The organism is Photorhabdus bodei (genome assembly GCF_003287735.1).
GTDB classification, from domain to species: domain Bacteria; phylum Pseudomonadota; class Gammaproteobacteria; order Enterobacterales; family Enterobacteriaceae; genus Photorhabdus; species Photorhabdus kayaii.
The window spans coordinates 1-16,049 of the sequence record NZ_NSCM01000049.1; the positions used below are offsets into that span (position 1 = coordinate 1).

A 16,049-nucleotide genomic window follows, 5' to 3' on the forward strand; every position below is an offset into this window, starting at 1 on the left:
AACTGAAGCAGGAAGCCGGAGACCAAGAGCCCATCCTGTTCATTGATGGCGTCCATCCCACGCAGGGGACGAAACTCGCTTATGGCTGGATGCGCAAAGGCCAGAAAACCGCGGTGAAAACCACGGGCAGCCGCACCCGTCTGAACCTGATGGGTGCCCTGAATCTGGCCGATATCAGTAAAACAGTGGTACGCGAATATGACCGTATCGACAGTTATCATATCGCCGAGTTCTTCATTGCCCTGCGTGAAACCTATCCGGTCAGTCAGAAGGTTCATATTATCCTTGACGGAGCCGGTTACCACCGGAGTAAGCTGGTGAAAGACTGGGCTTATGTGATGAATATCGACCTTCATTACTTACCGCCATACAACCCGATAGAAAGGCTGTGGAAGGTGATGAATGAACAGGTCAGAAATAACCATTATTTCGCCTCGACGACCTTGTTCAGGCAGGCGATACATCGCTTTTTTACGGAAATATTACCGGAACTTGCCGGGAATCTGTCGTGCCGTATTAATGACAACTTCCAGGTTCTGAATCCTGCATCTTCAAGTTAAACGGGTATATACCCGTCATCTTTCAAGTTGCCTCTTTGTTGGCTGCGCTCACTCACCCCGGTCACATAGTTTGCTATGCTCCCGGGGATTCACTCCCTTGCCGCCGCGATGCATCTTGAAATCAATAGGGTATATACTCAAGATACTTCAAAGTGCATGTTTGAAAAACGATTATGTTGTTGAATTTAAATGTTTTTATGTCTGACGACTCAAGCATCTTGAAGTTCATTCGGTATATATACTTATCCTCAATGGTAATTTTACTTTTAACTCTATATCCAGCTTCCTGCTTATGGGCATTATTAGGCAAGACTTTACATTTTCTGCATATGCAAAGTAGCTATATACAGCCTAATTATTTCTTTAAAATTGCATCACTAACTTTAATGGCTTTTTCCATATCACTAATTTATTCCTCAAATCTAGAGTATTTCTCTCAATAATTTTATTTAGTTCACAGCTGTATTTGTCCTACCAATGTAATTAGAGAAAAATATACACTAAAAAAACAAAAAAATTAAGGCCAGAGAATATCCGGCCTTAACTCTTTATTCCTCAACCACTTATTCCCCAACCACCCAAAAATTACTTTAACTTCATCGCATCACGTATCGTGAAGAATAGATCTGTCTGGTCAGTCAGACCTACAACATTGGCTGCCTGAGGGCCATAAGCAGCCACTCGTAGCTGAGTACCCGTATGTTCCTGTTCCTTACCCTCAGAAGTACCGTAGCTAACTGCCATCACCGAACCATCTTTCGTGATTAATGCCTGAGTCAGCCCCGGAGATTTTATATCAGCTTCAATAATCTGGCTGGCGTGAGCATGATCAGCTGTGACAATAACTAATGTATCACCGTGTTTACGCGCATATTTCAAACCAACTTGTACCGCCTCATCCAATGCAACAGTTTCACCAATCTGTCCACAAGGATTAGCTTTGTGATCCTGCTTATCAATAGAAGCACTCTCCACTTGCAGGAAGAAACCATTCTTATTCTCTTTTAACAGATCAATGGCTTTCTCCGTCATCTGTGCCAACGTCGGCGCATCAGGATTCCGTTTCGAGTTGACTTTACAAGTCACTGGGGGATTATCAATATTACCGTGATAAACGGCTTTAGGTCCTTCCCAAGCAATGTCCATATTGTCTTCATGGAACAAGCCCAACAACGGTTTTTTCTGATCCGCTCTAGTCACGGATGCCAGTGACTTAGCATCCCTGACCAACTGATAACCCTGTTCCTGTGCCTGCTGTTCCAACGTTTTATCCTTGCCAGTACCAACAACCGATTTCTGGGCGAAAATCTTGGCACCTCCACCTAATGTGATATCAGCACGAGCCACTAATAATTGCTCGGTGATCGAACCACGCCCGCCATTTTCTAGCGCATTCGTTGGACATTTTTTTATCGTCTCTTGCGGACCATAACAGCCACGGTCAGTGACATGCGCATACAGTGCTGCTGGCGTGGCATCCTGCACCCTGGCCGTCGTTACGTTGCCCGTTGCTTTACCATTCGCTTTTGCCAGCTCAAGCAGAGTTTGATGATCTTTACCAAATACATCAACACCCAATGCGCCATTATAGGTTTTTACACCAGAAGCCCAAGCGGTGGCAGAAGCGGCTGAATCCGTCGCATAGTTGGGTTTACGGCTCTTTTTATCCAGAGAATAGTGAGTGTATTGACCCGTAAATGGCAAGGCATCAATTCCTTTGAAAAATCCACCCGCACCTTCCGCATAGTTACGGGCAATAGTAATCTCAGAATCTCCCATACCATCACCAATAAACAAAATAACATTTTTAGCTCTATGATTATTTATCGCCGCTTTTAATGCCTCAGTCTGATTTTGAGTCATACGGCGAGCACCACCAAATTCCGTAATATTACCTTTTACTGCCCGACCTTCCGCCATAATTTGATTTGCATTTTGATCATCAGCCGCCGATACCGGTAAGCTGACACTTGAAATTAAGGTTGAGACCATGACTGCAACCAAACTTTTCTTATACTTGTTTGACATTAAGGTTTCCTTATTAAAACGTAATCGGAGTAAAAATTATCTTTATCTGATAAAGGGATACTAAAGAAACTATGTGACAATTATGTGAAGAAAATAGAATTAACTTACCATTTCGTTACTAACGACCGTGTTCCATAGTACAAAGTTTCACACCACGAAATGTAATTGTGACCACTAGAAACTTCACTGGATTCAACCAGATAACCTTTCTGTAATAACGTCTGTTTCATGCGGCGATTATTATATAAAATACCTTCCAATTCCCCGCGATTGGTTTCAAATAATCCCGCCTGTAAGTAGAAACGCAAAGGTTTTTTCTCTGCTTTGGCAAATTCACGGATTAACCATTCAGGCTTTTCTCCCTGAGGAGCCCACCAATACGAACCAGACATACTAAGGACATTGCCAAATAATTTAGGATGATTAAATGCCACCCATGCAGATGCCAATCCACCATAACTGGAACCTGAAATAATGGTGCGTTCTGCCGGCGCTTTAATACCCTGAGCCGCCAGCCACGGCATCAACTCACTCGCCATGAATTCAGCAAAATTAGGATTAGGTGGTAATTCCTGACCTCGACGTACACTATCCAAGCTATCAATAAACACCACATACATAGGCGGGATCTTGCCCTGTTCGATCAGGGAATCAAAGAATCTATCAATATAATACTGTTTGCGGTAAATCCGCCCATCAAATAGCACCAACATAGCAGGCTGTTTCATCGGAGTAACCGGTTGATAAATCGCAATTTCTCGACTGTTACCCAAAATCTTACTTTCAAACTGATGAAGTTTAGTCGCTCCCTGAAAAGGCAATTGCTTAAATTGTGCGATATCACATAGAGTTGGCCTTAGTGCCAACAATGAATCATGGTTAAACACATCCTCTGATACAGCCGGCACGACCTTTTTATTCAATGGATCGGCCTGTGCAGTAATCAAAATCGACCTACGCTGTTCGTCAGCCGAGCCTTCAATCCGCGGCAAATCCGGGGCCAATTTATATTGCATCAAGGTGTCTGACGGAACGATATAGCTACGAAACCAAACATCAGTACCTGCTAAATGTGACATCGGATCATGATCACCACTCGGTGCACCCAGAATAAAGACATTCGCTTTCGCGCCGCGCCACAGGAAAGTGACGCGCTTATTTTTATCATCATAATCTTCAATCAACGGCGCACCCTTGCGGGTTATTTCCCGCCAGAAGGCATGGGGGCCTTTTCCTTGTGCAATTTCAGTTTGAAGTTGTTTCAGACGCAGGCTTTCTGGCTGCTGCCTATAATCATTATCCTTGGGAATATAAGATGGAAATGACAATGTAAGCTGCCACGGTTCTCCTGCGTTGCCCCTGGCTGCCAACCGGTATTTTCCCGCCAGAGGAACAGTAAAGCCAATTGACTGACGAGCATCCACCGGGTTATCAGTGAAAAGCGTACGAATATGTTGTTGATTACCCTTCTGCGCGACTAACTTCCGCATACCCAATGCCGATCCACGTACATAATGTTCAGGCTGAATATTAAACTCAATACACGCTCCCCCTTGAGAATTAAAATTCCCGGTTATTATTTGCTGATCTTCCTGAAAGTTTATTTTGTGGCACTGAGAGGCAAAGACATTAAAGGAAGCCATAAGAGCACATATCATTATGTTTACTTTCATTTTATTCTCTTTTTTGACTGTTGATTGTTGGTATTCGATTTTTTGACGCGGCAAATCATGCACTAAATTTTTATTTAAGCATAAGAACAATTACTATTATTAATAGAATAATTTGTGTATTAACTTTCAAAAACAAGATATAAATATGTCAAAATATTTCAGCAAAATAACTCTCTAACAAGATGAAATAATTTATAGATGGACACATAAAAAATTTAACATTTCAATATGCTATCAATCAAGTCACCTCATCTTTTAAACGATTAAATAACAAAAAACGGGATATAATCTATCCCGCTTCTTCACATTCGATAAAAATAAAACTGATTAACTGCATTCGAATTAAATACAGAATTCAACTCACATCAATAGAGTCTAAAATCCCTCTGCTCATACTTTTAGCAAAATCCCAATCATATTTTTCATAAACACGAGACAGAGCAATAAAAGGCGCGCCTGAATAGAACATTTCATATTGAGTATGACGTGATGCAAACTCAGAACCAATAGCATCCCACACTAATTTCAGTAATTTTACTCGTTCAATGGGTGCCAACAAAGTTGAATATTGCGTTTTTTCTATTAAGTCACGAATTTCTGGATTTGCTAAGTCAATATAGTTTGACGGTAACATAATCACACCACCCCCTGAGAGTTTTCTGATGTTTTCTATCACCTTTGGATAAGTTGATTGTAATAAGACCTGGCAAGCATACAGTTGTGAGCGATTAGGAATATAATACTCATTATGTCGATCAGGATTATTAATCAAACCACGAAAAAGCCCTTCAATATTAGTGGCACAGCAAGCAAGCTCAGCTAATGATTCACGAACAGCAGGAATCTCATTGACACCAGTGGCTTCGGTAAGTTGATGGGCCAAACCCGTTAAGAAATGTAGCTTAACGGCATACCGAGCCATACCTTGAACATCCATTAAAACGTCAGCGCCAGTTGCCAGAAATTGCTGGCGACACATCTCTGTATTTTTATAAATAAACACTCTTTCCCACGGAACGAAAACATCGTCGAAATAAACGACAGCATCATTTTCGTCAAATTGATGCGATAAAGGGGAATCAAATTTATTGCTGCCTATTTCATAGGACTTTCTGGAAAGAATTTTTATTCCTTTTGTATTCAATGGTAAGGCAAAAGACACAGCATATTTATCATCAACCCCTTCTTTGAGTGGATTAAACACGCCAACCACAACTTCTTCTGCAAGGATGGCGGCTGTCCCTAACATCTTTGCCCCGCGAACAATTATCCCTTGCGGTTTTTCCTCCAATACACCAAGAGTATGAAATTCATTTTTTATATGCTCACTGGGCGTTTTGGAACGATCACCTTGTGGATTGACTAAGGTGAAAGACAAATAAATATCTTTATCGCGGGCATAGGAATAGTAATTTTTTAACGCTTCAGCTCTATCCTTAGAATATTCCTCGAATATTTCCAAGTGAGTCATCATTCCGGTAAGCGCAGCGGAAACATGATCCGGGCTTCTACCTAACCAACCACAACTCTGCATTGCCCAGGCATACGCAGCCTCACCTCTGGCAATTAATTTCTCTCGAGTAGTAGGAAGCTCCCAATATAAACCAACGCGCTTACCGTCAGGCGTTTCGAACGTCATCTGATCAGCATGTGCTGCCTGGTAATCGTAAAGTGAAGCTACGGTTCTAATTGCATTCCGAAAAGCAGGGTGATCCACGTGATTAGTGATCTTTTCTCCATTCAGAAAAATAGTTCTTCCATCACGCAGGCTTTCAATATATTCCTCACCAGTCCTAGACATTAACAATTTCCTCCGAAATATATCCGCTATCTTTCAAGTTGCCCTTTGTTAGCTGCACTCGCTCACTCCAATCACATAGTTCGCCATGCTCCCGGGGATTCGCTCCCTTGCCGTCGCGAAGCATCTTGAAATCCATAGGATATAGAATTGATTTTAGGTAAATCGATCTCCAAAAGCTTGATAATTCCTTGCCCTATTGTCAAGCATTGCCATTTAAATTTTCCTATCTATTATTTTACATATTCAGTATATACCCGTCATCTTTCAAGTTGCCTCTTTGTTGGCTGCACTCGCTCACCCCGGTCACATAGTTATCTATGCTCCCGGGGATTCACTCCCTTGCCGTCGCGATGCATCTTGAAATCCATAGGGTATAGATTGAATAACAATGATTCGATAAAAGATTTCAGTAAATTTACCTGAGTATCTGTGATCTCTATCCTAAAATCAAAGTCAATAATTCTGGCGATATGGGTCCAGCCAAAATTAGCAATATCAGCAATGGAGTACTCATCTCCGGCGAAAAAGGGGCGATCACTAAGCCGTTTATTCAGCGTAGAGAAAGCCTCTTCCGTTAAGCAACGATATCGTTGTATGACCATATGATTTTTTTCAGTTACAAATAATCCAAAATGAACCCGTTGTCTCAATACGTCGCGATGCATCTTGAAATCCATAGGGTATATATCTCCCCTCAAGACAAACGCTTAATAATTTAACTGTTAAAATATCACTCGCATTTAAAATATTATTGATAGAGAGCCAGCATTCAATTTCTCTCTATACCGCTAAATAAATGAAAATACCATTAATTATCATAAATTGAAAATGAATATCACGGTGTTCCTTTCTACACACATAAATTACATTTATTGATTTATTGTGTTGTCAGTAAAGAATGAGAACATCAAAGTACACAAGAAAGCTATTTATCTTCTTGTGGATCAATTAATCGTGAAAAACCGTAATGACATATCACAATGATTCAGATTGGTTCCAAGCTAATGAACATTCTTCCACGCAATCGTCAGACAAATTAGACTGCTCAACAAGCCAATCAATAATATTAACAATTTCAGGTCGAAATAGAGTTTCTGGCAATGTCACCGCATAATAAGCAAATCGGGAAGGCCATTTTTTTTCTAGCGCAACTTTAAGCCGGCCAGAAAGCAATTCCTCTTCAACACAAAATTCGGGCACCAATGCTAAACCCTGGCCGGTTAAAGCGGCGCAAGCCAGTAAAAAATCATCTTCGAAACTGGAGCCCTGTCTTGCTTTCGTCTCTTCATTAATTCCGTGTGCTTTTAACCACAAATGCCAATCAGATCTATCTGAATCCTGTAACAAAGGATAATTCAGACAATCTTCAACATGTTTTATCGGAGGTCCTGATCCTAAAAGTTCCGGCGTACCCACGGGAATTAATACCGGTGCAATTAACCTGGTAGATATTAAACCTGGATAATTACCAAGCCCATGTCGCACAGCAATGTCTGTAGAACTTCTTTTGAGGTCTACCAATTCATTGGAAGCTTCTATATTAACTTCAATATTAGGATATTTCTCATTAAAATTTTTTAGTCTGGGAATCAGCCACGATGCGGCGAATGACGAAGTGGTATTTATAGAGACTTTATGTTCGAACTGCATTGCTTTAAGAGACTTAATAGATTTATCAATATTATCAAACGAAAGTAATAACGTCTCATAAACCCGACCTGCTTTAGCAGTAAGCTTTATACCTTTAGACGTTCTTAAAAACAACGCAAAACCAATTCTATCCTCCAAAATACGAATCTGTTGACTGACCGCCCCAGGAGATACGCCCATTGCAGCAGCCGCAGCTTTAACACTGCCCCGTCGACCAACTTCAGTAAAAGCTCTGAGAGCTAACAGAGGCAAAATAGAACTCATATTTTATTCTCCAGTGTGCACTGTATGTCCTCTATATGACAAAGATACTACCATGCCAATTACAGATATCAATATACCTGTCATCCTTCAAGTTGCCTCTTTGTTGGCTGCACTCACCCCGGTCACATAGTTATCTATGCTCCCGGGGATTCGCTCCCTTGCCGCCGCGATGCATCTTGAAATCCATAGGGTATATATAAAACTGAACTTCAACACCCATACGGAAAAACAGTAAATGTAAACAGAATAAGACATGCAAATTTAGAAAAACTACAGTTGGCGTTTAAATAATATAGCTTTAATTTACTTACTTTTAATGCTAGTTTTTCGATAATTATTAATAACTGAAATAATTATTCAAGTCAGCTAAAAGTTAAAATAGTATTGAGGATTTATTATGTTCAATTATTCAAAGCATAAGACGTATACCAACTTATTCAAGGAGAACAAAATCAGCATCGGCATGTTTTTACCTCTCAGAGCGTTAAATCAAGAAGCTGATATTAAACCTGAAATCGATCTCATTCGTGAAATCGAACAACAAAACTTTTCCGCCATTTGGTTGAGAGATATCCCGTTGTTCGATCCCAATTTTGGCGATATAGGTCAGGGCTTCGATCCATTTGTCTATGCCGCCTGGCTAGCCGCATTAACCAGCAAAATCGCCATCGGTTTCGGCAGTGCCATATTTACACTGCGGCACCCAATCGATTTAGCCAAGAAAGCAACGTCTATTGATCAATTATCAAATGGCCGGTTAATACTGGGTGTCGCCGCAGGAGACAGAATGTCAGAATTCCCTGCCTATAACATACCTTATAATGAAAAAGGGATGCGGTTTGTCGAATCAATCAATATGTTCAGAGCGCTGTTGGATAACAACAATCGCACCATTAACAGCCCATTAGGTTATATTGATGGGAATTTACGCCTAATCCCCAAGGCGGTCAATGATTTTATCCCCCTAATAGTCACTGGGCGTGGGCAGCAAGATATCAAATGGATTGCAGAAAATTCAGATGGATGGTTTACCTATCCTATTCAAACTCATAATAAAGAGGGCGTCGCCAGACTCGGTAAAAATATTAGCGAATTTAGACAACATATCCCGGGAAATATGTTCAAACCGCACTTAACTAATGAATGGATTGATTTAGTTGAGGACAAATATTATCCCAGAACACCCACAAATGGCGGGTTTATCCTGAAAACTGGTCGCCTGGGACTGATTGAATTGTTGGAAGAGTGGCAAGAAGTCGGAGTTAATCACGCGGCTCTTGGTATTCAGTATGGCAAAAGGCCCTCTAAAGAGGTTATTCAAGAAATCGGCGAAGAAGTATTACCTGCTTTTATCTAAAAAAATAAAAAAATTATTACTAATAAAAATTTAAATATTTAAGGAATTTTACATGAACCAGGTGGAATACGATATCATAGGCGTAGGATTTGGGCCATCCAATATTTCATTAGCCATAACACTGGAGGAAGAATTACCCCATAAAAAAGTGCTTTTCTTTGAAAAAGAACCATCATGCGAATGGCAAGCCGGGCTATTATTAACAAACTCTGATATCCAAAACCACCCTTTACGGGATCTTGCGACCCCAAGAAACCCCAAAAGCCACTACTCATTCATCAATTATCTGTTTGAAAATGACAGGCTATTTGAACATTTAAACTTGGGATTATATTTTCCATATCGCTATGAATACCGTGACTATATCAAATGGGCGGCCAAACATTTCGATAAAGTCGTTCGCTATTCAACATCGATAACATCCGTGAAAATTATTGATAATTATCATGGGGAAAATAAAATCATTGAAGTCAAAACAAACGGAGGAGAAACCTATCAATGTAAAAACCTGATAGTCGGAACAGGAAGAACACCCTATATTCCTTTATCTCTGCGACAACTTGACCATAATCATTTAATTCACGGTGCAGAATTTAACAAAACCATTAGTCATATTTCCAGTGGGAAAATAAAAAGTATCGCTGTAGTCGGTGGCAGTCAATCTGCCATCGAAATAATGATATTTTTAGCAGACAAATTTCCTCACCTTGAAATTCACGGTGTATCAAGGAAATTTGGCTACCGACTGAAAGATACCTCGCCATTTACAGGCGAAGTTTATTTTCCTGAATTTGTAGACACATTTTTCAACAGTAAAGAGGAGCATAAAGCAAGATTAAAAAGAGATTTAAATCTGACAAACTACTCTGCCTCCGATGGTGATGTTCTCAATGAACTTTATCGGACTATATATAGAGATAAATATTTTGGTCAGCATAAAATCAAAATTCATAACTCTGCGGATATTGTTGAATCTAGCGTGAAGGATTCTGTTGTTTCATTACAAATAGTAAAAAACCATGGGCTAGAAGAAACATATCAAATAGATGTCGATATGGTTGTCTCCGCCACAGGTTTTAAAGATATAGGTATGGAAGAATATCAGGAAATCTGTCCACCTCTTCTGGCAGAACTCTATCCATTAATAAGTAAAAATAGTCATAACAGAATCATAATAAGCAGGGATTACAAGATAGATCTGATTAATTCTACCGATATAGGCATTTATCTAAACGGATTATGTGAATCTTCACACGGCTTAGGTGATGCCGGCTCATTGAGTTTAGTTTCTATTAGATCCAAACAAATTATTGACTCTATCGAAAAAAATATAAAAATTAAAAAATCTATTCATAATAAAAATAAAATCGAGGCTTAAAATGAATAAGGTTAATATTCACACCACAATACCAGGTCCCTTTTCAAAAATCGCATTAGCAAAACAGCTAGAGCAAGAATCAAGTGCCGTGTCATACCCTAAAAGAATTCAGGTTTCTCTAGAAAAAGGCAATGGCTGTTATGTTCAGGATATCGACGGTAATATATTTATTGATTTTTTATCCGGTGCCGGCTCTTTACCTTTAGGACACTCTCATCCTGAATTAATTGCCGAAGTAAATGCACAAGTATCAAAACTCTGTTTAGGCTTGGATTTTCCCACGCCTGCCAAAGAACTTTTTACCGAGGCACATTTAAGTATGCTACCTGAAAGCCTGCGCAACAAATACAAAATACATTTTTGTGGGCCAACAGGTGCGGATGCCATTGAAGCAGCCATTAAGCTGGCAAAAATAGCTACCGGGGCTGAAGAAATTATTAGTTTCAGGGGTGGCTATCATGGATGTACCCATGGCGCTATTGCCGTTACTGGCAATAGAAGTATGAAGAAAAATATTCCGGGAAAAATGCCGGGCGTCCATTTCTTCCCCTATGGCTCAGAATCTCAATCCTCGGAAAGTTGGGTACTCAATTCAGATCATATTGATGCCGGATTATATCTTGAATCCGCCTTAAATGATGCAAACTCTGGGCTAGGAAATATTGCTGCAATCATTCTGGAACTTGTTCAAGGTGAAGGTGGAATTTATCCCGCACAAAAATCATTCGTAGATAGTATTATCCGAGTTTCAAAGACCTATTCCATTCCGGTTATTATTGACGAAATCCAAACCGGTTGCGGCAGGACCGGAACCTGGTATGCTTTTGAACAATACGGTATTGAGCCTGATATATTTGTTACCTCAAAAGGCACCAGTGGAATAGGATTACCCTCTTCCCTTATGTTCTATAAGAGAGATTTCAATAATTGGACGCCAGGTATTCATATTGGCACATTTAGAGGAAATCAGTTGGCATTCGCCTCAGGTACAAAAGCCATCGAAATAATAAATCGTGATAATTTATTAGAGAATGTCAAACAGAGATCAATACAAATTAAAAACCATCTCGCCGCATTGAAAAATAATTTTAACATCATTGGTGAAATTCGTGGTAAAGGCTTGATGATAGGTGTTGAAATTCTTAACACCAGAACAGGTAAAGCGTGTGAAATAACGGCAAAACATATTCAAAAAATAGCATTAAATAAAGGGTTAATAACAGAATTAGGTGGAAGAAACGATACGGTATTACGCATTCTTCCACCACTCAATGTGAGTAGTGATACCATTGAAGAAGCCATAGAGATTCTTCGAAATACATTTTTAGCCTATATGAATGAATTTCAACTCTTAGAGGAAGGTGTATGATGAATATTATTCGTAAAATGGATTGGGATTCAATGGTTCATGAATATGATCTGGACGGTTCAAGGCTTTTACCGTGGGAGGGGCTAAATGCGCCATTTGGGGGTGCATGGTGTATTGTACGACCAGAAACTAAAAGTTTCCGCCATTCCCACAATGAATATGAATTATTTATTGTTATCCAAGGTAATGCCATTATAAGAATAAATGACGAAGATTTTCCTGTCACCAAAGGGGATTTAATTCTTATTCCATTAGACTCTGAGCATCATGTAATAAATAACAATCAGGAAGATTTCCACTTTTATACAATATGGTGGGACAAGGAAAGTACATTGAACTTTCTTACCAGGTTAGAGCAGGATTAATAATGAATAAATACATTGTCACCATCACACCACCAACACCAAATGGCGATCTGCACGTTGGTCATATAGCAGGACCATTTTTAAGTGCAGATATATTTACTCGCACTCAGCGTTTAAAGGGTGAAAAGTGTTATCTGATATCCTATTCAGATGATTATCAATCTTATTTACAACGCAAAGCAGAAGAAACAGGCATAAGTGCGCCAGTACTGGCAAAAGAGAATTCGAAAAAAATACAGGAATCATTGAGCTTAATTGATATAAAACTGGATCATTGGCTAGAGTCATACGATAACCGCTATTTTGAAGATGCCGTCAAGATGCTCTATCACTCTTGTTTAGACCAAGGCATTATTGCACCAAAGGTGAGTTTAGAACCTTATTGTGAAAAATGTGAAAAATGGGGCTATGAAGCCTTTGCCAGAGGTGAATGTAATCATTGTGGTGAAAGTTCAGATCCAAGCCAATGTGAATCCTGCGCAATGGCACCGGACGCATTTGAAATGAAAAATTTGCGTTGTATTTTGTGCAATGAAAACGTTGTTTATAAACATATTGAGCGCAACTTTCTATTACTGCCGGTGATTGCCGATAAATTAAAAGAGAAAATTCTTAGTTCTCCCATGAGGCCACAATTAACAGAATGGGTCGAGGAAGCTTTTGCGCATGGTATAAAAGAGTGGGGCGTGACTCGCCCCAATGAATCAGGGCTGAAACTCTATTCTGATGAAAATCATCGTATTCATACCTGGTTTATGGGGCTAGCCGGATATTTAGCAACACTGAAAGAACTTTCTGAAAAAAATGCCAATGCAGATAGTCCTTATGACCTTATTTATGATGATAATACTTGCATAGTTAATTTTTTAGGTATGGATTGTTCTTACAGCCATATTCTTGCGTACCCGGCTCAAATATTATTGAACGACGAATTACATTTTAAACATGCTTTCTATACTAACTTTTTCTTAAAATTGGATGGAAAAGATTTTTCAACCAGCCGCAATCATGCGATTTGGGTGAAAGATATCGTCAAAAATGCCTGTTCTGATAGTGTCAGGTTCTATGTCTCTCTAATATCGCCAGAACACTCTTCTGAAAACTTTGTCGTAGAAGAGTTCTGGACATGGCGGAATCATATCTTTAATTATCTGCTGCCCAAAATATCTGATAATTTGGAAAAAATGAATTCTGATAATACCACCAGCCCTATCGTATTATCAGAATCAGAAACAAAAATTATCAAAAGATGGCAAACCTATTCCAGATACGATAATTTCTCGATTAAGGAAATTTCGGCTGAATTAATGGAGATGTTAGATTTATTAAACGCAAAATTAAATTACAATATTTTAGACAAGAATCTTGCTATTTTATTTGCAATTTTATCTGAGCCGATAATACCCAAAACGTCCCAAAAATTAAAAGAATATATTACTCACCATGATATAGAGGCTTTCTGTTCATTGTTAAATTTATCAAGGCCAGGTGTTTAATTATGCAAACAGATAAAACCATACGAATTACCATTATAGGAGGGGGAATAGTTGGCGCAACAGTTGCTGCAAACTTGGCATTGAAAGGACTCAATGTCTCCCTCATTGAGCAAGAGACTATTGGCGGTAATGGCGCGACTAAATTCTCCGGTGCATTATTCCGCGTACATGATCCTGATCCGGAAATTGCCAGGCTCACACGAAGAAGTGTCGAGCTAATGCAAGAGAGTCAGGTAGGAAAAATATTTAAAAAAACGCTCAAACAGACAGGTATTATTTATGCCGCCGAACTCAATCAGAAAAATATTGAATTAGTCAAAACAAGTATCAGGGATTATAGCGACAGTCTCTATCCTTTAGAGCTCATATCCGCCGAAAAAGCTTTCGAATTAACCAATGGATGTTATTCCAAGCATAACAACCGAATTATCCTTTTTGAGCCCAATGGCGGATTTGGCTATATTAGACATACAGCCTCAAACTTAGCACAAGTTGTTAGAGATACGGGGAATCTAGTATTAGAGAATACCAAAGTACATGCAATAACAACCGAAAATGGTAAAGCCATCGTTCAACTTGCTCACTCAACCATTGAAGCGGACTATATTATTTTAGCCATCGGTGCATGGACAAAAACACTGGCATATAAACTGCCCGTTAATGCTAAAAGTATCCCTCTGGCAAATATCCGTACCTCCTACAGTACAAATATGCCAATTATAGATACCGAAACCGGCACGCATATCGTGCCACTTGCTGAATATTTCTATCAAGCCGGATCTAAGATTAGAAATGCTGCCGAGACACCAGAAGATATAGAATATAATGATAATATTATTGAAAACGATATCAGCGAAAGGCTCCTAAAATCAAAATTTAAACATGAGCCAAGCAATATTCTCTCTATCATTAAAGGATATGATTCATATACACCAGATGAACGCCCTATTCTTGACTTTATCGATGAAGAAAAGAGATGTTTTGTTGCGGCTGGATTCTGTGGTATAGGCTATAAAATCGCTTTAGCGGTGTCTGAGATTATTACATTAAACCTATTGCCAACTGAACTTTCGACTGATTTTCTCAAACAGAAAAATCAGATTTTCTCCTATTCACGATTTACTTATTAAGATAAATAAAATGAATAGCAAGCTTATTTGCGGCATTTCCGCCATTTTAGATCCTGAGAGATCGGTACATGCATTAACTGTCATGCGTGCTATTGAGATATTTAAAGATCTACATAACAATAGCACACTGGAATTTATCTTCAGTGAAGATTATGGCTCAATTGAAGGAGGTGCTAAAGCAGCACACTATAATATTGAGAACAATGTCGATATGGTCATAGGTCATTTTTCAAGTAACGCGGCAATAGGTGCGGCGGAAGTCTACTCACATCATAACATTCCTGTTCTGTTACCTACTGCAACTGAAACTACCTTGACCATAAGAAATAGCAATATATTCAGAATTTGCTTCAATAATAAAAATATTGCCCATGCACTTACTGTATTAACAAAAGAAGATGGAGATCACTATTATGAAATAAAAACCGATGGCTCAAAATATAGTGATAATCTGGCAGAAGATATTCGCAGAATGTTGAGCAGAGACGATGCTGCGGTAAAACCCAATGACAATACCGATCAAATTATTTTTATTGGTACTATCGGTAAAAGTGAAAAATTTCTTCATCATTATTTCTCTGAAAAGAAAAATGGAAAAATTATCCTTACTGATGATGCTGCATGCAAGCAACTTAATTTGCCAGAAAATGTGGAAAATGGACAAATTACCAGTATCGGATTTGCTCCAGTCGAATTCATTAACCCACTGGAATCCTGTATCCAACACTATATCCAACAATACCACCAATTCCCTAACATCTTCTTTCTTGAAACCTTTGCAGCATTGGAGATTGCCCATCAATTAGCGATTCCCGATAAATTATTACATCGTTTGAATAGAGAGACATTCCAGACAATCCTCGGCCATATTAAGTTCATTAAAGGGGAATGCTCAGCCGCTAAATTATGTTTATGGATGAATGAGAACTCCATTATGAAGCCACGCTATATTTTACCCATTAATTCGAGAGCTTAACA

15 protein-coding genes are annotated in these 16,049 nt (G+C 39.2%); 8 read left to right on the forward strand and 7 right to left on the reverse strand.

All coding sequences use genetic code 11. The features are described 5' to 3' along the window. On the forward strand, window positions 1–560 hold a 560-nt coding region (locus tag CKY02_RS19415; RefSeq protein ID WP_112896561.1), incomplete at its 5' end, for an IS630 family transposase. A 585-nt stretch (window positions 561–1,145) separates the two neighbouring features. On the opposite strand, the gene phoA is transcribed toward CKY02_RS19415, so the two are convergent. From phoA to CKY02_RS24945, 7 genes are all read right to left on the reverse strand, one after another. Beyond that, window positions 1,146–2,588: an alkaline phosphatase gene (gene phoA, locus CKY02_RS19420; protein ID WP_112896562.1), complete on the reverse strand. Its 1,443-nt coding sequence runs from the start codon at window positions 2,586–2,588 to the stop codon at window positions 1,146–1,148. A gap of 104 nt (window positions 2,589–2,692) precedes the next feature. After that, window positions 2,693–4,231: an alpha/beta hydrolase-fold protein gene (locus CKY02_RS19425; RefSeq protein WP_240002097.1), complete on the reverse strand. Its 1,539-nt coding sequence runs from the start codon at window positions 4,229–4,231 to the stop codon at window positions 2,693–2,695. A 385-nt stretch (window positions 4,232–4,616) separates the two neighbouring features. Continuing rightward, complete coding sequence (locus CKY02_RS19430; RefSeq protein WP_112896563.1) at window positions 4,617–6,062, reverse strand: 4-hydroxyphenylacetate 3-hydroxylase family protein; 1,446 nt, start codon at window positions 6,060–6,062, stop codon at window positions 4,617–4,619. Next, window positions 6,055–6,186, reverse strand: a complete 132-nt coding sequence (locus tag CKY02_RS26435) for a hypothetical protein (RefSeq protein ID WP_274382204.1) — start codon at window positions 6,184–6,186, stop codon at window positions 6,055–6,057. The genes CKY02_RS19430 and CKY02_RS26435 overlap by 8 nt, the downstream gene beginning before the upstream one ends. Window positions 6,187–6,373: 187 nt before the next feature. Continuing rightward, window positions 6,374–6,727 (reverse strand): glutathione binding-like protein, encoded by a 354-nt coding sequence (locus tag CKY02_RS25920; protein ID WP_238399248.1) that lies wholly within the window; start codon window positions 6,725–6,727, stop codon window positions 6,374–6,376. Window positions 6,728–7,037: 310 nt separating this feature from the next. Then, window positions 7,038–7,976 (reverse strand): LysR substrate-binding domain-containing protein, encoded by a 939-nt coding sequence (locus CKY02_RS19440; protein ID WP_112896564.1) that lies wholly within the window; start codon window positions 7,974–7,976, stop codon window positions 7,038–7,040. Window positions 7,977–8,063: 87 nt separating this feature from the next. Beyond that, window positions 8,064–8,231, reverse strand: a complete 168-nt coding sequence (locus CKY02_RS24945) for a hypothetical protein (RefSeq protein ID WP_167405340.1) — start codon at window positions 8,229–8,231, stop codon at window positions 8,064–8,066. Window positions 8,232–8,373: 142 nt separating this feature from the next. On the opposite strand from CKY02_RS24945, the gene CKY02_RS19445 reads away from it, so the two are divergent. From CKY02_RS19445 to CKY02_RS19475, 7 genes are read left to right on the forward strand one after another with little or no spacing between them, the layout of a single operon-like run. Beyond that, the gene (locus CKY02_RS19445; RefSeq protein WP_112896565.1) at window positions 8,374–9,333 is read left to right on the forward strand and encodes an LLM class oxidoreductase; all 960 of its coding nucleotides are present in this window, start codon (window positions 8,374–8,376) and stop codon (window positions 9,331–9,333) included. A gap of 52 nt (window positions 9,334–9,385) precedes the next feature. Beyond that, complete coding sequence (locus CKY02_RS19450; protein WP_112896566.1) at window positions 9,386–10,711, forward strand: lysine N(6)-hydroxylase/L-ornithine N(5)-oxygenase family protein; 1,326 nt, start codon at window positions 9,386–9,388, stop codon at window positions 10,709–10,711. A 1-nt stretch (window position 10,712) separates the two neighbouring features. Continuing rightward, on the forward strand, window positions 10,713–12,080 hold the full coding sequence (locus CKY02_RS19455; RefSeq protein ID WP_112896567.1) for a diaminobutyrate--2-oxoglutarate transaminase family protein: 1,368 nt from the start codon (window positions 10,713–10,715) through the stop codon (window positions 12,078–12,080). Beyond that, a complete protein-coding gene (locus CKY02_RS19460; RefSeq protein ID WP_112896568.1) occupies window positions 12,077–12,445 on the forward strand; it encodes a cupin domain-containing protein in 369 nt (122 codons plus the stop codon). Before CKY02_RS19455 ends, CKY02_RS19460 begins: the two co-directional genes overlap by 4 nt. 2 nt (window positions 12,446–12,447) lie before the next feature. Beyond that, window positions 12,448–13,941: a methionine--tRNA ligase gene (locus tag CKY02_RS19465; protein WP_167405341.1), complete on the forward strand. Its 1,494-nt coding sequence runs from the start codon at window positions 12,448–12,450 to the stop codon at window positions 13,939–13,941. 2 nt (window positions 13,942–13,943) lie between these two features. After that, window positions 13,944–15,071, forward strand: coding sequence for an NAD(P)/FAD-dependent oxidoreductase (locus tag CKY02_RS19470; RefSeq protein ID WP_112896570.1), 1,128 nt, complete (start codon window positions 13,944–13,946; stop codon window positions 15,069–15,071). Between the two features lie 10 nt (window positions 15,072–15,081). Beyond that, window positions 15,082–16,047, forward strand: coding sequence for an ABC transporter substrate-binding protein (locus CKY02_RS19475; protein WP_112896571.1), 966 nt, complete (start codon window positions 15,082–15,084; stop codon window positions 16,045–16,047). Window positions 16,048–16,049: the final 2 nt, after the last annotated feature.

Excerpts from the sequence above, each read along its gene's own strand:
- phoA (WP_112896562.1), bottom strand. The coding sequence starts at position 2,588 with ATGTCAAACAAGTATAAGAAAAGTTTGGTTGCAGTCATGGTCTCAACC.
- CKY02_RS19425 (WP_240002097.1), bottom strand. The coding sequence starts at position 4,231 with ATGGCTTCCTTTAATGTCTTTGCCTCTCAGTGCCACAAAATAAACTTT.
- CKY02_RS19430 (WP_112896563.1), bottom strand. The coding sequence starts at position 6,062 with ATGTCTAGGACTGGTGAGGAATATATTGAAAGCCTGCGTGATGGAAGA.
- CKY02_RS26435 (WP_274382204.1), bottom strand. The coding sequence starts at position 6,186 with ATGCTTCGCGACGGCAAGGGAGCGAATCCCCGGGAGCATGGCGAACTA.
- CKY02_RS25920 (WP_238399248.1), bottom strand. The coding sequence starts at position 6,727 with ATGCATCGCGACGTATTGAGACAACGGGTTCATTTTGGATTATTTGTA.
- CKY02_RS19440 (WP_112896564.1), bottom strand. The coding sequence starts at position 7,976 with ATGAGTTCTATTTTGCCTCTGTTAGCTCTCAGAGCTTTTACTGAAGTT.
- CKY02_RS24945 (WP_167405340.1), bottom strand. The coding sequence starts at position 8,231 with ATGTCTTATTCTGTTTACATTTACTGTTTTTCCGTATGGGTGTTGAAG.
- CKY02_RS19445 (WP_112896565.1), top strand. The coding sequence starts at position 8,374 with ATGTTCAATTATTCAAAGCATAAGACGTATACCAACTTATTCAAGGAG.
- CKY02_RS19450 (WP_112896566.1), top strand. The coding sequence starts at position 9,386 with ATGAACCAGGTGGAATACGATATCATAGGCGTAGGATTTGGGCCATCC.
- CKY02_RS19455 (WP_112896567.1), top strand. The coding sequence starts at position 10,713 with ATGAATAAGGTTAATATTCACACCACAATACCAGGTCCCTTTTCAAAA.
- CKY02_RS19460 (WP_112896568.1), top strand. The coding sequence starts at position 12,077 with ATGATGAATATTATTCGTAAAATGGATTGGGATTCAATGGTTCATGAA.
- CKY02_RS19465 (WP_167405341.1), top strand. The coding sequence starts at position 12,448 with ATGAATAAATACATTGTCACCATCACACCACCAACACCAAATGGCGAT.
- CKY02_RS19470 (WP_112896570.1), top strand. The coding sequence starts at position 13,944 with ATGCAAACAGATAAAACCATACGAATTACCATTATAGGAGGGGGAATA.
- CKY02_RS19475 (WP_112896571.1), top strand. The coding sequence starts at position 15,082 with ATGAATAGCAAGCTTATTTGCGGCATTTCCGCCATTTTAGATCCTGAG.